Here is a 19,046-nt window from a genome sequence, read left to right as displayed (position 1 = left end):
ACCTGATTGGCGGCCTAATACAGATTACAAAAAATCATATAGTGCTAAAAAAGAGGAAGGAGGAGGAGTTTCTATAGATTTAATACATGAATGGGACTATTTGATTTATTTGTTTGGCTTTCCTCAGGAAGTGTACAATTTACAAGGGAAATTTTCTCATTTAGATATAAATAGTGAAGATTTAGAATCCGCAATCAACGCTACTTTGGAAAGACGTTTCACACGATATTCTGAAGACCATCCGATTTTTATGAAAGAGTTTGCAAAAAATGAAATAAAACAAATACAGTGGAAAGCTTTTCTGAAAAAAATAAATTCTAATGATGACGTTCCGGAACGTTTCGATGAAGTTGCAGGCTTTATCATGAAAGAACTTTATCCATACTGGATAAGAAGAAAAGAAGAGTAAAAGAAAACAATTACAATACAATTAAAGCAGCTTCGATCTTTTGGAGAAGATTTCCAGAAATAGTGTTTTTTCTTAAAGAGATGACTTCACTGGTTAATATACAACAAACAGGTAAACAATAAGTTAATCTATATTTCGTAAATATATCATTCGAATATCAACAGGGTGACCTGTTGGTACTCGAACTTTTTCATTGACAAACAATAGAGGCAAAATCATAATTATATTACTGAATACCAAATAATTAGAAACAACCAACAACAATCGCGAAGAGTTTGCTCTTTCCTAACTACAATTTTTCGGGAATAAAAAAGTTGAAATGGCAAAATATGAGAGGCTGAAAACCAGAGTAATATAAAAAACCACCATTGAGTGTGGTGGTGTTAAAGTGCGCAGGATGAGACTCGAACTCACACGCCGTAACCGGCACTACCCCCTCAAAGTAGCGTGTATACCAATTTCACCACCTGCGCATTTGCAGTGCCCAGAACAGGACTCGAACCTGCACGTTGTTACCAACACTAGTCCCTGAAACTAGCGCGTCTACCAATTTCGCCATCTGGGCATTGTCATTATTTTAAAGGAGAACAGGCCTCCGCCTGTTTATATCAGAAATCCAAGTTTCCATGTATGCGAACCGCCTGTTCCGAAATATCTATTCCTTTCATTGGAAAAATGGACAGGCACCTGTTTCTGAATTGCGGATGCAAAGATAATAGTTTTTTCTGTACCTGAACGAATATTTTTAAAATTTATTTCAGATTTACCGCCTAATCAGAAAAAAAGGAAAACCGCTCCACAGGAGAACGGATTCCGATTCACAATGAAAAATAAAGTAACGGTTTGTTTGCTCGTTTTGATGGCTTGTCCGCTTAGTATATATTAGATAAAACGGTTAGTTTGTGGCCGAATCTGAACGGATAACAATTGTTTATACCGGATAGATTGTATATCTTCGTAACTCAAATTAACTCCTTATTACCCTATGAAATATCTTATTCTATCAGTTACTTTTTTTATTACTACATCTTTGATTGTGAAAAGCCAGACGGTTTCGTTTGATAATCATGGTCCTCAAATCTCTTTCAACGGAAAGGCCGTGGTGATGCCGCCGAACGAAGGGTTGTGGTCGATTGCTACCGGCTGGAGCGACGATTGGATGGCGGATTGGGCACATGCGGATCCCACAGAAGTGCAACAATCCGGTGATTGGATGATCTTTCTGGGGAAACTTGTTTTGCGGGAAGGTGAGATGTTATTGAGAGATTCATACCGTAAGCTTGATAACGGATTACTAAAATGTGTGCGCCGGTTTGAGTGGAAAGGAACAGATACATTGCATCATGCAACCCTGTCGGTACGGTTCCGGATGAGTGGAGACCGATTGAAACCGCTTATTCCCGGTGTTTTATATTACGGGAATGAAATGGGTGCGAAAGTGAATCCCGATATTATTCCGGTTTATACCGGCCGTACGGGAGAATTTGCCGTCTTTGAAGATCATCGTTATCCGATGCCTTTTGTCATGCTCGAAAATGCTTCCGAAAAATACGCGGCAGCTGTTCATACGACTCCCAGTCCTGTTAGGGGTGCCGTATTAAGTGATCAATGGTGGTCGATGGGGATAGAGGCCCATGAGGGATATACGGAATTTGTACTTTATTCCGGCCCGATCGGTTATAATGGCCGGCATAGTGTGGCTAAAGCGCTGCAAAGAACTCCGATGAAATACACCGACACTTATCTTTCACTGGAACCCGGAAGAATTATCGAGAAAGAATTTTATATAGAACTGTATCCTATCGAACGGGAAGGAAGTGGGTTCCAACATCCATTGTACACTTCATTAGATCTGCATAAACCTTATAAGGGGGAGCGTTTTGATGATTTTCAAACTATAATAGAAGACAAATATCGTTTCGCGCAAACGCGTTGGATCGAGGAAGGGTCCGTTTGTGGCTTCGGGATGTATGACCTTTCCCTTCGAAAAGACCTGGTGATGGGATGGTGCGGACAAGCAGCCTCTCCGGGTTATGCTTTGCAGGTATTAGCACCCAGATTGAACGATCCGGATATTACGGATAAAGTACAACGTTCACTTGATTTTTTGACGACTTATCCGATTGACGAGGAAGGTTTGTTTCCTGTCGGTTATAATGTCGCCGAAAAGAAATTTCATGGAGGTGATCATGTCTCGTGCGGACAAGCGATGTATAATTTTTCCAAAGCGATAGAAACGGCACGAAAAAATAAAAACTATCGTACAACAAAATGGGAAGCCTTTCTTCGTAAAGCGTGCGACGGACAAAGTAAACGTATCCTCCGTGATGATTGGAATCCGCATTCCACGGCAGAAGGTTTTTATATAGCTCCATTGGTGATCGCCTCCCAGTTATTTGACAATGAAGATTATAAAAAGGCAGCGATCAAAGCGTCCGAATTGTATGCCAATCGACATCTAACCATGAATGGCTGTTATTGGGGAGGGACACTTGATGCTACTTGTGAAGACAAAGAGGGGGCCTGGGCGGCTTTTCAAGGTTTTCTCGAACTTTATGAACGAATCAAAGAGAAGCGGTATCTGGATTGGGCGAAACATGCGATGGATGTTTGTTTAAGTTATGTGGTGGTATGGGATATTCCATTACCGGCGGGCCGCATGGCGGATTACAATTTTAAAACAACCGGATGGACGGTTGTTTCACCGCAAAACCAACATATTGATGTATATGGTGTATTGTTTGCTCCCGAAGTGTATAAGATGGGAATTTATTTAAACGACGAAAGATTGGAAAAATTGGCTTCCGTTATGTATCGCAGCTGTTATCAACTGACCAACGCGTATGGTAGTCAAGGCGAACAATTACAGCAGACCAATTTTGCACAGCACGGTGATATGTCGAATGTCCACAAGCTTCGCGGAGGCTATTCCGAAAGTTGGACTGTATTCTGGATCACCGCGCATTTTTTGAATGCGGCTGCCCGTTTTGAAGAAATAAATGCCGACATTTAAAAAAGGAAAACCGCTCCACAGGGGAACGGCTTCCGATTCACAATGAAAAGTCAAGTAGAGTAGATTGAGAAAGTTATTTATATTGAGTCAGTAGAAAGTGTCATAAAAACTTCACCCTCCTCGGAAATATCTACAGGCAGATAGTTGGTATTGCGTGAGTAATTCCTGATCCTCTTGCGTACGACGGCCGGAGGCCTGTTGTCTTTGTAATCCCGCAATGCTTCACTCATTTCAATTGTTTTGCCCCCCGGTACCGATATTTCCACGGTGATGCTCTGGTTCCTGAATCCCTGATTTACCGGCACCGATAAAAATTCAGGAAGCAACAACACGGAGTCCTTCTGTACAATATCATAAGAGAACTGTGATATATCGGCTTTGGCGGAACGAAGATCCCTGCCGTGTAGGGCAGATATGACCCGCACATGGAACAACGAGTCGCTGCTTTTACCTATCTGTATATTAATATTATCAAAAAGGAGCGAATCTTCATTGATCGTGGTATAGGGCAGTTCGTCGAATTCGTGATTGATTCCGAAATCGACCCCATACACTGTCCTGAATGTCCTGAGTTCGGCATAATCTTCGGCATAAGGCTGCATTTCCACATACATCTTACCGGAGGTGACCGGCGTAATGGAAACGGTCCTTTCACTGGAGCTTTCCACGTTGAACTTGTCGGCTATCCGTGCACCCAGGATGCCGGTCATCACGAGGCCGGCGATCCAGAGCAAAGAGGCGACTATTCCGATAGCCGGACGCGATTTGGCTTTCATAGCACGGCGTATGATCCATACAACAACCGCTGCGACGGGAACAAGGAAGATCAGACCCAGCGACGTAAAGAGCAGATTGGTCTCATAACCGGGATCGATAAACAATGATTTCAACGGCAACAGATGCGTGCCGGTCACCAATAATCCGATAAAAATCCCGATCAATACCAATAAGAAGATCCCTACACAAGAGAAGAAGATGATCTTCAGCAAGATGACGAACGCATTCAGGCAACCGGATCGCTCCGAACGGGATACCACTTCTCCACGGCGCCCCGATACGGGCGGTTCAGGAGGCATCTCCTCCATTCCGGGTCTTTCATTGTCATTGCCTACCTCTGCGAAACGGGAAACATCTTCTTTTTCTACCGGGCGCGGGGTGCCTTCATTTCCGGCACGGCTCCTTGAACTCGCCACATTGTCGGTCACCTTTTCACGAATGGAACGGATATAATCCTCTTCACCCATCATTTCTAATTTCTGTTTCACTGTCTTTGCCACGGGAATAATAGCCCACAGGACAACATAAATCAGGACCATACTCATATTGAAATTCCAGTTGAACCCCACATGCTCGAAGATCCGGTTCAACGGGAAAATAGAGATCATCCCTACCATATTCAGCACAAGCGGCAGAAGGAACAGGACACGCGGTATCCAGGAGTCAATCCGGAAATAGGCCGCGATACCACCGCACACCCCACCGATAAAGCGGTCATTAGGGTTCCGGTAGAGCCGCTTGGAAACATTCGATTTCAATTCTTTCGGCTTTAATACGATCCATAATATAATATATATCCAGAAGAGAATACCGAAAAACAGTACAAAAAGGATCCGTATCCATACGGGATCGGTTTTGAAATAGTGCGCCAGTCCGCTGCAAACACCCCCTATGATCCGGTCACTGGCATTCCTGTACAGGCTCTGGCGTTCACTACCGGCGGACCACGACTCGCTTTTGGGGGAACCGGGATTTTCTGACTGCGACTCTTGTTCGGAAGCAGTTGCCTCTTCGTAATCCGAATCAAAATCCTGCGGTCTGCCAATGCTGTCGATAATAGCCTTCACATCTTCATCGGTGATACAATTGATGCCATGCTTCAAACGATTACCGAACAGTTCGGCTATACGGCATTCTATATCGTTCACAATCTCATCGCCGCCCTCTTCCCGCGAAAAATAGATTTTGAGACTGCCAATGTACTGCTTCAGTATTTCGTATGCAGTTTCTTCAATGGCAATCACCTGTCCCTGAAAATTAATGTTGATTACTTTCTTCATATGGATTCTATTCTGATTGATTATCATATAACTCGCCCCTCTTTTGGGTAAGGGTCTCTACTCCCGTCGCCAGTTCATTCCACGTGGCCTGCAGGAGGATATAAAACTCGTTTCCTTTCCCCGTCAGGCAGAAATATTTACGTGGAGGACCCGAAGTGCTTTCCACCCACCGGTAGGTAAGTATCCCCGCATTCTTCAAGCGATTGAGCAGAGGGTAAAGGGTTCCCTCCAAAAGCTGTAACCCGGCACCCTTCATCTCATCGATGATATCGCCGGGATAGGCTTCGCCCCTTCTAATGATGGAAAGAATACAGTATTCCAGTACTCCCTTTCGCATCTGACTTTGCGTATTTTCAATATTCATCTCTGTATCGTTTTTACACCACAAAGATACTTTAAGCAAGGTATTATGCAATACAAAGTACCTGATATTTTTCTATAATTAAATTTATTTAACTATAAAAGACTATTTAAAGCTTAATACGGTTAGTTTTTCCAAGTCTTATTACAATATTTACATTATTAAATATAATTATTTCTGAAAGTTATCAGTTGGAGATGAGGTTCGACGTGTGACGGGCAACAAACGTATCGCACGATATTTACTTTATGGCTCCGGACGCCGATAGTACGGAAATTCTTCTTATATTTGTACCTATAAAAATATTATGTCACTTCAGGGAAAACATATTGTATTGGGTGTCACGGGGAGCATTGCGGCCTATAAATCGGCTATACTCACCCGGTTGCTGATAAAAAAAGGGGCGGAAGTGCAGATTGTGATCACTCCGGCCGGAAAAGAGTTTATCACGCCGGTGACGCTCTCCGCACTGTCGGGGCGACCGGTGATCAGCGAATTCTTCGCTTCCGGCGACGGCTCCTGGCACAGCCATGTGGATCTGGGGCTGTGGGCAGACCTGATGATCGTGGCGCCGGCCACGGCCGCCACCATCGGCAAGATGGCCCACGGAATCGCGGACAATATGCTGATCACGACCTATCTTTCGATGAAGGCGCCTGTATTCGTGGCGCCGGCTATGGATCTCGACATGTACAGGCATATCTCCACCCAACGCAATATCGAAAAGCTGAAAAACGACGGGGTACGGATCATCGATGCAACCGAAGGAGAGTTGGCCAGCCACCTTGAAGGAAAAGGCAGGATGGAAGAACCGGAAAATATTGTGGCAATTCTGGAACAGATCCTCTCCACAGGAAACGATCTCAACAAAAAAAAAATAATGATCACTGCCGGGCCGACCTATGAACGGATCGATCCGGTGCGCTTCATCGGCAATTTCTCTTCCGGCAAGATGGGATTTGCCCTGGCAGAAGAGTGCGCTTCACGCGGCGCAGAGGTGATCCTGATCACAGGCCCCACTATGCTGTCGGCCACACATCCCAATATACTAAGGGTGAATGTGGAGTCGGCCAACGAGATGTATGATGCCGCGCTAAAGATATTCCCGCAAATGGATGGGGCCATCCTTTCGGCGGCAGTAGCCGACTACCGGCCGGAACAGATGAGGGAGGAGAAGATAAAGCGCTCAGGAAAGGAGAAGTTCTCGCTCTCGCTTATTCCCAATCCGGATATAGCGGCTTCGCTGGGAAAAATTAAAAAACCGGGACAACTGACCGTCGGCTTTGCACTGGAGACCAACAACGAAGAGAGCAACGCGATGAAAAAAATGGAAGAAAAAAACCTGGACTGTATCGTACTCAACTCTCTGAATGACAAAGGGGCAGGCTTCGGACACGATACGAACAAGGTGACGATCCTTTCCCGTGACGGCGAAAAGCAATCGTTCTCACTGAAATCAAAGAATGAAGTGGCGAAAGATATCATCGACACGGCTTTCGGACTGTTAGAAAGTGGGAAGGTTTAATAATATTCATTTTTCACTTTTCATTTTTTACTATCTTTCATGCGACTATTCAAATTACAATTTATATTTTTCCTGTTTTTCACCAGCACCCTCCTCTCCTATTCACAACAGTATAGAAATCCCGTCACCATTCCGCCGGCACTCAGCGGCAACTTCGGTGAGCTAAGGAACAACCATTTTCATTCGGGGATCGATTTCAAGACACAACAGTTGGTCGACAAACCTATCCTCGCCATCGAGGACGGATATGTATCGCGCATCAGCGTCTCTCCCGGGGGCTACGGGCTGGCGCTCTATGTTGATCATCCCTCTACCGGCCACACCAGTGTCTATGCCCACCTTAACAGCTTCTCCAAAGAGATCGCTGAATGGGTGAAGGAACAACAATACCAACAGGAGCGATTCAGCGTCACTCTCTATCCGGAGCCAGGCATATTACCGGTAAAAAAAGGCGAACAAATCGCTTTAAGCGGCAACACAGGCAGTTCCGGCGGGCCACATCTCCACTTTGAAATACGCGACACCCACTCTGAAGAGCCACTGGACGTGTTGGAATTCCTGGCCAAGATACCCGACACCCGGAAACCCGATTTGCAGGGGATCGCTTTTTATCCTGTGATGGAAAAAGGGGTGATCAACGGTAGCATCAATCCTATCAGGCTTAATATCAGTAAAGACAAAGCAGGCAATCCATCGGCATTGGGAAGAAATATCGACGCGTGGGGACGTATCGGCGTAGGAGTGAAAGCCTACGACAGGATGGACGGCCAGAACAATATCTATGGTGTAAAGCATATCCGCCTTTTTGTAGACGACCGGCAGGTATTCAGCAGCACCATAAACCGGTTTTCATTTGCGGAAACACGTATGCTGAACTCTTTCGTCGACTTCGAAGATTGGAGAAAGCGCAAGTCGTTCTTTATGAAATCATTCATCAATCCGGGGAACACCCTTCCCTTCTATGAAGCCGAAAATAACGGATATATCAATATCGACGAAGAGAGGCCCTACCGGTTCCGGTACGAACTGGAGGATCATTACGGGAACAGGCTCAACTACAATTTCACGGTCAACGGAAAATCCCAGCCTATCCCCGAAAGGCCGGAATGCAATAACCGGATGGCGTGGAACCTCTATAATTCCCACATGGAGGCGGGCTTTCAACTTCATATTCCGAAAGGGAACCTATACAGCGACTTTTGTTTCTCCCATTCCTCCACCAGAAGCCGGGATCATTATTCCGACCTGCACCGGGTGAACGACAGTCCCGTGCCGTTGCACGACCATGCAGACATGTGGATCGGCATGCATACCGACACGCTGCGGAACAAAGAAAATTACGGTATCGTAAGGGTCAGCGACAAAGGATCGGAGAGTTGGATCGGAGGAAAGTATGTACGCGGAGGCATAACGGTGGTTATCCGGGAGTTGGGGGACCGCTACGCGATATCTGCCGACACCATCGTACCCGTGATAATACCCATAGAGCCGGGCTCCTGGGTGAATCAAAAACGTATACGCATCCGTCTTACGGATGATAAAAGCGGTATTACTTTCTTCAGAGGGGAGATCAACGGGGAGTTTATACTTTTCACACACGACAGCAAATCATCGGTCTATACCTACCGGTTCGATGACAGCCGGCTTAACCGCGGAGAGGAGCAACAACTGGTTTTTACCGCTGTAGACGGGGCGGGCAATCGAAGCGAGTACAGCTATACCTTTTTTTATTAATATTGTACTCAAATAAATTTTAAAGAATATGTAAACTTAAATAGGGATAGTATCTTGAAAGTGTAAACTGATTTAGAGATGGTGTCAACCTGGTTAGTTATAGTATATTTTAGATAAGTAAACTTAGTTAGTTAAACCTTCTTATATCTGTCAACCTTTTCAGTGAAAGTCTCTTTTTGTTGGACGGGAATACTTCTTTATGGGAGAATATGGTAGCGGTAAATTTACTGCGTAAATACGGTCGTAATGATGCCGTTTATTTCTATAATCAAGGTATTGAAGTTGACTTTTACATTCCTGATATTTATACTGCTATTCAGGTATGTTATAATCTCGACAATAGTGAAGGTACGTTTGACCGGGAAGTAAAAGCATTACTGAAAATTACCAAAGTATTGGAATGCAGTAAACTACTATAACCCCAGCACCGCCTGCGCAATCGCAATCTCCCGTTCGCTGCCGGTGTGTTTTCCTTCCACGTCCGACAGTTTGATGCACTCCTGCCACTCCTCGCGGGGTGTCATCTTGCAACGGAAAAGCTTCATCACGATATTCATCCCTTTGATATTGTTCCCCACATCGGCAGTCAGGTTGGTACCGATCCCGAAAGTGGTGCCGATACGGCCGCCACAGTACTCTTTGATTTGGATGGCCTTATCCACATTCAAACTGTCGGAAAAGACCAGATATTTAAGTTTTGGATTGACACGCAACTCCTCATACCGCCGGATCACCTTATCGGTAAACAATAATGGATCGCCGCTGTCGTGGCGCAGACTGGTAAAAAGCGAGGCATGTTTCTTGCTGAAGTTACGCAGAAAGACATCGGTCGTGTAAGTATCGGTCAGCACGGTACCCAGGTCACCGTCGTAGACATTGATCCAGTTCTCCATCGACATGTAGTTGGCCATCTTATAACCATAGATAGACCCGTGGAACTGCACCCATTCGTGCGGATGGGTTCCCGACACATTCAGGTTATGTTTAAACGCCATATATACGTTGCTTGTCCCGTAGAGACTAGCGCCGGCATGCTGCTTCAACAATCCGGTCACCCGGTCTTCCACATCGGCACTGAAGCGACGCCGCATTCCGAAAAGAGAGACAGATAGGGTATGCTCCTGCATCTTCTTTGCTTTTTCCACAGTCACCTCCTCCATATATTTCAGGTCGGGATAGCGTCCTGTTTCGCGGAAATAGAGCTCTGAGACGGTCGCCAGGATAGGCGTCTCCCAAAGGGTGGCACGGTAGAGAAGCCCAAGCGCTTTCACATGCAACTTGCTTCCCTCCATAGTGACTTCCACCTCCGAAGGATCAAACCGAAACCCTTTCAGGAAATCTATATAGATAGGCGGCAGGTAAGGCATCTGCTTTCTTACAAACGCCTCTTCCTCTTTGGTGAGCGCGAGGTTTGTCATCTTTTCCAACTCTTTTTTCAGTAACCGGTCGAATCCCTCCGGATAGTCGCCGTTACTGCGGTCTATAAATTCAAACTCACCGTAAGCCCTCGGAAAGAGCTTCGAATAGGCGTAACCGGTGGTAAACTTATAAAGGTCAGTATCGAGGATACTCTTGATAATTGCCATTTCTCAGTTATTCAATTTATTGTATAAAACCAATATGAAACTCAATGAGCCAATATGCTAATTAGTTAATATGCCAATGAGATGAATTGATTTAAATAATTTGATAATGTGTTGATTTTTATTTTTAACTTTTCGTTTAGTAACCTTATGAACAATAGAACATCTTAAATCGAAATTCGGTTCAGATATTCCTCTGTTCTTATCGAAAATATACTATTTTTGTGTAAATATTTTACTTAAGTTTTGCATGTAAATTTATAATGTATGCAACTAAAAGGGAGACCTTTAGATATTTTGTGGGGACCCATAGTGCGAGATAAGCGTCAAAAGAGTAGCTGTCCAAAGCGAAGCGAGTTCTACTCTTTTAGCGAACGAGCACTATTATGGGTCATAAAATATTGTTAGTCGGAGGTTTTAGTTGCAATCATACGACTTGCGAAACTTGAATATTTTAAATTCCCTCTTGATAAAAATCAATGCGCTAAGGAGAGGTAACGATCACAACCCGGAAATAAATAATAAGTCCTGATGCATATATCTTTGCTCTTTATTCTTTGCTCTAAACATTAATCATATGAAAGCAGCCGTTTATACCCGGTATGGTTCGCCGGAAGTCGTAAAAATCACAGAGGTTGATAAACCGGAACTAAAAGATAATGAAGTGTTGATAAAGGTGGTTGCATCCACAGTAAACCGTACCGACAGCGGATTTCGAAGCGCCCAATATTTTGTATCGAGATTCTGGAGCGGTCTGTTCCGCCCAAAGATCCGGGTATTGGGATGTGAATTTACCGGTGTAGTGGAAGAGACGGGGAAAAGCGTTACCCGATTCAGAAAAGGAGACAAGATATTCGGGTTCGACGATAACCATTTCGGCGGACATGCAGAATACCTCGCCATCGGGGAAGACAGCGCCATAACTATCATGCCCTCCAATGCCACCTTTTACGATGCCGCTCCTGTCACGGAAGGCGCCCATTATGCATTAGGCAATATCAGGGCAGCAAAGGTCGAAAAAGGAAATGATGTAATGGTATACGGTGCGACAGGGGCTATCGGATCGGCTGCCGTACAATTATTAAAACATTTCGGAGCGAATGTGACGGCAGTATGCAACACAAAAAATGTGGAACTGATCCGATCTCTTGGTGCCGACCGGGTAATTGACTACCAAACCGGGGATTTCACAAAAACCGGGACAAAGTTCTCATTCATCTTCGACGCCGTAGGCAAAAGTTCCTTCGGACGATGCAAACCGTTACTCAGCAAAAACGGCATCTACATATCTACCGAGTTGGGCAAAAATGGAGAGAACATCTTCCTGGCGCTCTCTACAGTATTCAGAAATGGAAAGAAAGTATTATTTCCCATCCCTGCCATTACGCAGGCGGATGTTATTTTCCTAAGAAATCTTTTCGAAGCAGGCACCTTTAAACCCGTAATCGACAGATATTACAAGCTGGACGAGATTGTCGATGCCTACCGTTATGTAGAAACCGGGCAAAAAACGGGAAATGTAGTGCTGAAGATCGCTGAATAACAGATCCCGAATCTGTTATCAACTGTTATCAAAACAGCGCCAGTATTTGTATCAATACGATCAATAATACCATGGCAACGGGATATACTGTGGCATAAGCTACGCTGGGAGCGGTACTGTCGGTCATTGAATCGACAGTGGCCAGTCCCGGGGTACTGGTCATACCGCCGACAATGGTACCCATCAGGTCTAAGATAGGAATCTTAAAGACATAAAATCCCAGCAATCCGGCCACGATCATAGGCGCCAGGGTGATAACCGCTCCGGTAAGGAAATAGGGTAAGCCATAGGTCTGGAACGTGGCGAAGAGGTTGGCACCCGCCGATGTACCCACTTCCGCAAGGAAAAGCAACAGCCCCAATTGTCGCAATAACTGGTTTGACATGCCCGACATCGACCAGAGGATTGGCCCTGTTTTCCCCAGTTTACTCAACACAAGTGCCGTGATCAACACTCCTCCCGTCAATCCCAGGGAAAAAGAGAACGAATCGGAAAAGGATATCTGCAACTGCCCGACCAGTATACCCAGAACAATTCCCATCGCAATAGGGAAAAAATCGGTGTCGGATAATTTCTTCTCGTTGTTACCCAGTAACAGGCCTACTTCCTGCACGCTCTTCCGTTCACCTACGACCACCACTTTATCGCCGAATTTCAGCTTCAGGTCGGGTGTGGGAGAGAGGACTATTCCACTCCGCCGGATGCGTGTAATATTACAATGATACGCCCGTGAAAGATCTAATGCCCCCAGCGTCTTGTCCACTATCCGTTTATTGGTAACCAGGAGCGACTCCACCACCTGATCCTGATCGACAGGCAGCTCTATTTCGGTCCGTTCACCGATAAACAGTGCGAGCTGGTTCAGTGAATTATCCGTTCCCACGGCTTTCACCAGGTCTCCTTCCCTGAGGATGGTCCTTGCCCGGGGAATTACCATTACACCATCGTGGATCAGGCGGGAGATAACGGCTCCCGTCATGCTGCGGATCTGTAGTTCGGACAAAGATTTACCGAATACGGTAGGATTTTTCACCCTGAAAATAGCAAAATTCACTTCGGGATAAGCCGCCTTTTCGTGCCGTTCGAGCCGAAGCGCCTCCTGCTGCAAATCGACACCAATCATCTTAGGGAAGAATTTCACGAACAGGATCACTCCTATCACTCCGAACGGATAAGCAATACCGTATGCGATTGAAGCGAGCGGTGAATTGGTACTGTCGATGGCTACTGCCAATCCCGGCGTACTGGTCAATGCGCCGGCGATCAGTCCCGTCACTCCCGGCATATCTATACCCAGGAAATAAGCCAATCCCAATGCGACAGCGCCGGCACTGACAACAATGATCAGTGCCATCATCAACAGGTTTTTACCGTTCTTTTGGAACGAATCGAAAAAACCGGGACCCGATTGCAGGCCGATAGTGAAAATAAACAACACCAGCCCGAAATATCCTAATGAGCTGGGGATAGTCACACCAAAATGGCCGAATAACAAGGCGATAAAGATAACTGCCGACACATCTAGCGAAATACCTTTGATCTTGATGCGTCCCAGCATATAGCCGAGCGCTATAATAAGAAAAACCGAAAAATAGGAGTTCTGGAGCAATGAATACAACATGATAATGTCCGGGTTTAATTACCTGAAAACACCGCAAAGATACTATTTATCCTTCGGTTAAGAAAACGGTTACATCATAAAGTGATGCTTCATAGTTCGCATAATTAAACAACCTGAACCTGATTTAATTTTTTTGCAAAATTCTGAATAGCAGTGATCAAAAATTATATCCTATACTCGCAAAAACGTTCAATCGTTTCTCATGGTCAGAATAAGAGAGTTGCAATCCGACCGGGCCCAAATTACTGTTGTAAGAATATTGAATCGAGCTTCCCCATATATCCCTGCTGGCTGGCATATCAAATTTGTCACTACTGTTCACGTATGCCCCCGAAACTGCTACATAATGATTTTCCCAAAGCCTTTGCCGCAGTTTCAATTTTGCAATAAGAAGCGAATTATCGAAAAGTTGAACCCTCTGGATACCCGGGAAAGAGATCTGCTGTGACAGGTATCTTCCGTCAAGTTCGCCTCCCATATAGTTCTGATATATGAATGGAATATTATTACCCACAAGAATGCGGGTTTGGAGGGATGGAATCATACAAAATCGATCGAAGAAACTGACAATTCCGTTCAGATCGCATATGACAGAAAAAAACGGCGTGTCTTTTTTATACCTGATCAAATCGTCGGTAAACATCTGGGCCTGCATATTCATATAGAAACCTCTTGTCGGATAATAGCTTTGATCGCGACTGTCAAACGTAAGCGCGGCGAAATAGTTGAAAAAGCCTTCAGGCGTTAAAGCAAATTCCTTAAAATCCTCATAAAAAACCTTCTCTTTGTAATTAAAATAATCGTAATGCAGCCCAATTCCATAATTTACATTATGGCCGGATCTCGAATAGGATATTTCCGGTGAATGGGATACAAAAGTAAAATGATCAACCGTCCTCTTTTTTTCGCGTAATGAAATATCGTTATACCTGATCCGGTATGAAAGCCTTATTTTAGACTCGTACGTATTTCCGATTTGTTCAGAAAGCAAAAGGTATGGATTGCTATTCAAACGGGCGGTTACCGAAAAAATCGATCCGCGTATAAACTGATGATTGATTGTTGTATTCAGCAATATAGAGGCAAATTCTTCGGAATCGAAACGTGCCCCGATATTCAATTTATTCAGCGGCTTGTTCTTTAGTGAAAAATGAATATGATGCGGGATATCATTACCCAATTGATATTCTACCTGAGAAAAAAGATCGGTACCATACAGAACAGCAATCGTCTTTTCTATATCCTGCATCGATATGGATGTATTTTCTTTTATAGGAAGACGTTTTCTTAACCAACTTTCAACATAATCAGATATGCCGTCAAACGAGATATTTCCCAATTGCCAACTATCCGCTATTATATATTTGCTTTTTTCAGGTGGTTCTTCAACATCTACCCCTTCATATATTTGTTTTTTCAACAGTATTAATTCATCCCAATGCTTCCTTGCAACCTCTTCGCCCCTCCGGATCATCTCTTCTATATTTTGTTGCGAGAAACTTGTCACCTCGAATCCTTTCAGGTCGGGATTAAGAAGTAAGTCAATGTTATTTTTATTTTTCTCGTAATTCTCGTTTTCAATAATGATATTCATTATCTGACCCAACATGCCGGATAATTGTTTTACCTCTTCATCTGTTTTCCAGGCTACGCTTAAATCGACACCGATAATGATCTCAGCACCCATATCCATGACAACGTCTGTCGGGATATTATTTAACAGTCCACCGTCTATCAGTAGCATATTATCCTGTACAACAGGCTTTAAAACGCCCGGTATCGCCATGCTTGCCCGCATCGCCTTAGGTAGTGAGCCTTTATTCAATACGACTTGCTTCCCCGAAACCAAATCGACCGCGACACAAGCAAAGGGAATCGGGAGATCGTTGAACGATTCGACTTCGTGATATCCGACAGTCATATTGGAAAACAAATTATATAAATTATGGCCGGTAATAAGCCCTGCCGGGTTTTCTTGTCTTTGTTTGAGATGATAGGGTAAGCTGACAAGATATTTTTCCCTGTATTCTTCTGTCGAATACATTCTGTAGCGCCTGTCAATATCATCACTGAACAAAAACCTCCAATCCTGGCATCTGAACATACTATCCAGCGTATGAATGTCGTGGTTTATCGAATACAGTCCCCCGACAATTGCCCCGACGCTTGTCCCGGCAATGTAATCAACCGGTATTCCTGCCTCTTCAAGCACTTTCAATACACCCACATGAGCCGCACCTTTTGCACCTCCCCCGCTTAAAACCAGGCCGACTTTTTTCCGCTGTGCTAAAACAGGCGAAAAAAAGAATAGTAATGAAAGAAACAGAATTATATACCGCTTCATTTGTATGAACTATATTTTGTTATTATACCCCTCCAAAAAAGCCGGACACATCCATGCCCGGCTTCTGACTTAAATGTATGTTCATTAAAATTAGGCATTTTCAATTTTATTGAAAATGTTTGATTTCAGGATCACACCATATCTTCCACGTTCAACACAAAAGCACGAAGCCCTAAATTGTTATACTCATTATCAAGTTCTTTTAGATATTTAAGCAATAACGGCACCCTGTCGTTTTCAACTATTGTAATAATAGCATTATTTACCGATGGCCATGCGTGGCTGCCATAATGAGGTTCCCCGGTGTTGCTGCCTCGGCCGTAAACTTCTTTCCAGGACGAAAATCCCCGAATATTTAGTTTAGGCAGGTCTCTCTCTATCTGGCTATAGTGTGCCTGGTCAAATATAATCAAAACTGCTTTCATTTGAATTTTGAATTAGAAGTTAGAAATTAGAAGTTAGAAATTAGAAGTTAGAAGTTGGAAGTGGAGAAGTGGGGAAATCCAGGATGTCCCAAGAATTTTGGAATTTCTATAGTCTTGGTTCTTGACTCTTGATTCTACTGTTCACCTTAACTACACTTCGTTCCGTTGAATTGAAAATCGGCGCAGCCAACAGTCGTTTGTCACATTGATTCTCATGCCGGTCTCATCCTTCTGCTTGTTTAATAATGGTTAGGGTTTTATTGTGCCTGGAAATCTTCTCATAATGTTTTTTGCGTTGACGTTTCACCCCGTTTCCTCCGAAAATTGAGTAAAGTACGGGAATAAGGACAAGCGTTACAACCGTTGAAAAGGTCATCCCTCCGATAATAGAAATACCGAGCGATTGCCACATTTCAGATCCCTGCCCTGTGCCGATAGCCAATGGAACCATACCGAGAATTGTGGTAAGCGTAGTCATTAAAACCGGGCGTAACCTCGATCTTCCACCGTGGACAACAGCCGTGATGATCGACATTCCCCGCTCCCGGTTCAGGTTGATATAGTCTACAAGCACAATACCGTTCTTCACCACCATCCCTACGAGCATGACCAGTCCAATGAGCCCCATAATTCCGAGTGGTTCACCGGTAATCGCAAGTAACAGCAACGAGCCTATAAACGCGAACGGAATGGAAAAAATGATAATGAACGGGTATGTGAGTGATTCAAATTGGGATGCCATTACAATATATACCAACAGGATAACGATGACAATCAACATTGTCAAATCGGAGAACGACTCCTGCTGGTCTTCGATCGAACCACCTATCTCCACTTGTATTCCCGTTGGAATATCCAAAGTTGAAACGGCACTGCTCACATCTGCGGCTACATCGCTCAAAGCGCGGTTATAGAGAGAGCCGCTCACAGTCACTATTCGCTGGCGATCTTTACGGTCGATCTCAGGCAGTGAAGAATTCTCCACCACTTTTCCCAAATCCCGCACACGTACTCCCACGCCCATCGGATTGTATATCAATATATTTTCAACATCCTCCAAGGATTGGCGCGATTGTTCGTCATAACGTACACGGATATCATATTCCTCACCTTCTTCGCGAAAACTTGTCATCGTCATCCCGTTTATGCGGTTCCTGACAGCACCGGCAGCGGTCCCCATACTCAAACCGTTGAGTGAGAGTTTTTCCCGGTCGAACTCAATCTGGTATTCCATGCGATAATCCTGACGGGAAACGACGATGTCTCGCAGACCTTTGATATTCTCTAATTTAGATTTTACTTCTGCGGCAAGCTGATCGGTTTCGGTAAAATCATGCCCATAGATCTCCACATCCATCGTGCTTCCGCCTCCCATAGCTCCCATATTTCCCCCGGGTGTCACTACAAAATTGCTGATTGCCGGGATAGCTTCAAGATCCCTGCGCAAGTCGTCCGAAATATCATCCACGGATCTTTTCCTGAACCTGGCCTCCTTCGTACGGATATTAAAACTCATAATATGCGCTCCGTTTTCTTGAATGGAGGCGATAATATTGTCTTCATCAGCCTGCCCTACAGTAAAAGAATTGATCTCTATCTCAGGATACTTCTCTTCTATCAGCCTATTGATCTGCTGACCCGTGGTGTGGGCTAACTCCATCCTCGTCCCTGTAGGCAATTCCACAGTCATTGAGATGGTATTATTATCAGAGCTCGGCATAAATTCGGTTTTAAGTGTCACAGCCGATACTACGGCCCCAATAATGAATATACCTATAATCACACCCAATGTAATACCGCGTTTTCTCACCACTCCGTTCACTAACTTACCATAAGCTAAGTCTAATTTGTCGAGCAACGGAAGGATATGCTTGTTATACCATTTGTCGAATTTACTCACTTTCGCTTCTTTCGTCGCTCTCAACATTTTGGCACTCATCATCGGGGTAAGTGTCAACGCAATGATCATTGAAAGAGTAATGATGATGGTCACCATCCATCCGAGCTGTTTGAACATTACCCCTGCAAGACCGCCAACTAAAGTCATCGGCAGGAAAGCCGCGACAATGGTTAAGGTGGATGCGATCACGGAAAGCGAGACCTCTTCGGTACCGTAAATCGCCGCTTGCCGGGGACGACTACCACGTTCAATATGCGAGGTAATATTCTCAAGTACCACTATTGCATCGTCCACTACCATGCCGATACAGATCGAAAGTGCCGACAACGAAATAATATTAATGGTGTTTCCCGTGATATACAAATAGATGAACGATCCAATGAGCGAAATGGGGATAGCCACCATGATAATTACGGTAGCCCTCCATCGCCCCAGGAATAATAAAACAACAAGACCCACAATAACGAGGGCAAGCAGGATGGTTTCAAGCAAGCTATTGATAGAAACCTTTACATTATCCGAAGTATCTAT

Annotated in this window: 13 protein-coding genes and 2 tRNA genes; 6 read left to right on the top strand and 9 right to left on the bottom strand. The window is 44.5% G+C overall.

The features are described 5' to 3' along the window. A partial coding sequence (locus Q0502_RS18650) for a Gfo/Idh/MocA family oxidoreductase (RefSeq protein ID WP_298654045.1) occupies positions 1 to 409 on the top strand: 409 nt, incomplete at its 5' end. A gap of 389 nt (positions 410 to 798) precedes the next feature. Here the strand turns inward: Q0502_RS18650 and Q0502_RS18645 are convergent. Both Q0502_RS18645 and Q0502_RS18640 read right to left on the bottom strand, forming a co-directional pair. Further along, a tRNA-Leu gene (locus tag Q0502_RS18645) sits at positions 799 to 882 on the bottom strand. 8 nt (positions 883 to 890) lie between these two features. Beyond that, a tRNA-Leu gene (locus Q0502_RS18640) sits at positions 891 to 974 on the bottom strand. Between the two features lie 420 nt (positions 975 to 1,394). Between Q0502_RS18640 and Q0502_RS18635 the strand changes: the two genes are divergently transcribed. Continuing rightward, positions 1,395 to 3,422, top strand: a complete 2,028-nt coding sequence (locus Q0502_RS18635; RefSeq protein ID WP_298654043.1) for a hypothetical protein — start codon at positions 1,395 to 1,397, stop codon at positions 3,420 to 3,422. Positions 3,423 to 3,499: 77 nt separating this feature from the next. On the opposite strand, the gene Q0502_RS18630 is transcribed toward Q0502_RS18635, so the two are convergent. Next, a complete protein-coding gene (locus Q0502_RS18630) occupies positions 3,500 to 5,479 on the bottom strand; it encodes a PspC domain-containing protein (protein ID WP_298654041.1) in 1,980 nt (659 codons plus the stop codon). A 7-nt stretch (positions 5,480 to 5,486) separates the two neighbouring features. Further along, positions 5,487 to 5,843 (bottom strand): PadR family transcriptional regulator, encoded by a 357-nt coding sequence (locus Q0502_RS18625; RefSeq protein WP_298654039.1) that lies wholly within the window; start codon positions 5,841 to 5,843, stop codon positions 5,487 to 5,489. Positions 5,844 to 6,147: 304 nt separating this feature from the next. Here Q0502_RS18625 and coaBC point away from each other — a divergent pair, with 304 nt between their 5' ends. The 3 genes from coaBC to Q0502_RS18610 all read left to right on the top strand — a co-directional run bounded on the left by coaBC (position 6,148) and on the right by Q0502_RS18610 (position 9,518). Next, positions 6,148 to 7,365 carry a bifunctional phosphopantothenoylcysteine decarboxylase/phosphopantothenate--cysteine ligase CoaBC gene (gene coaBC / locus Q0502_RS18620; protein ID WP_298654037.1) on the top strand — a complete coding sequence of 406 codons (1,218 nt, stop codon included), beginning with the start codon at positions 6,148 to 6,150 and terminating at the stop codon, positions 7,363 to 7,365. A gap of 39 nt (positions 7,366 to 7,404) precedes the next feature. Beyond that, complete coding sequence (locus Q0502_RS18615; protein ID WP_298654035.1) at positions 7,405 to 9,099, top strand: M23 family metallopeptidase; 1,695 nt, start codon at positions 7,405 to 7,407, stop codon at positions 9,097 to 9,099. 179 nt (positions 9,100 to 9,278) lie between these two features. Next, positions 9,279 to 9,518 (top strand): hypothetical protein, encoded by a 240-nt coding sequence (locus tag Q0502_RS18610; RefSeq protein ID WP_298654033.1) that lies wholly within the window; start codon positions 9,279 to 9,281, stop codon positions 9,516 to 9,518. Here Q0502_RS18610 and pncB read toward each other — a convergent pair. Continuing rightward, positions 9,513 to 10,685 (bottom strand): nicotinate phosphoribosyltransferase, encoded by a 1,173-nt coding sequence (gene pncB / locus Q0502_RS18605; protein WP_298654031.1) that lies wholly within the window; start codon positions 10,683 to 10,685, stop codon positions 9,513 to 9,515. The two genes, Q0502_RS18610 and pncB, sit on opposite strands and share 6 nt — an antisense overlap. 574 nt (positions 10,686 to 11,259) lie before the next feature. Between pncB and Q0502_RS18600 the strand changes: the two genes are divergently transcribed. Further along, positions 11,260 to 12,225, top strand: coding sequence for an NAD(P)-dependent alcohol dehydrogenase (locus tag Q0502_RS18600; RefSeq protein WP_298654029.1), 966 nt, complete (start codon positions 11,260 to 11,262; stop codon positions 12,223 to 12,225). Positions 12,226 to 12,253: 28 nt separating this feature from the next. Here the strand turns inward: Q0502_RS18600 and Q0502_RS18595 are convergent, their stop codons facing one another. The 4 genes from Q0502_RS18595 to Q0502_RS18580 form a co-directional block, all read right to left on the bottom strand. After that, positions 12,254 to 13,846, bottom strand: coding sequence for a TrkA C-terminal domain-containing protein (locus tag Q0502_RS18595; protein WP_298654027.1), 1,593 nt, complete (start codon positions 13,844 to 13,846; stop codon positions 12,254 to 12,256). A 157-nt stretch (positions 13,847 to 14,003) separates the two neighbouring features. Further along, a complete protein-coding gene (locus Q0502_RS18590) occupies positions 14,004 to 16,190 on the bottom strand; it encodes a patatin-like phospholipase family protein (protein WP_298654026.1) in 2,187 nt (728 codons plus the stop codon). Between the two features lie 131 nt (positions 16,191 to 16,321). Next, entirely contained in the window at positions 16,322 to 16,615 is a 294-nt protein-coding gene (locus Q0502_RS18585) for a PG0541 family transporter-associated protein (RefSeq protein WP_298654024.1), read from the bottom strand. A 223-nt stretch (positions 16,616 to 16,838) separates the two neighbouring features. Beyond that, on the bottom strand, positions 16,839 to 19,046 hold a 2,208-nt coding region (locus Q0502_RS18580; protein ID WP_298654022.1), incomplete at its 5' end, for an efflux RND transporter permease subunit.

Origin of the sequence: uncultured Proteiniphilum sp. (assembly GCF_937873925.1) — a bacterium.
GTDB lineage: Bacteria > Bacteroidota > Bacteroidia > Bacteroidales > Dysgonomonadaceae > Proteiniphilum.
Note: the sequence above shows the minus strand (reverse complement) of the source record. Positions and strands in the feature narration are given on the sequence as shown.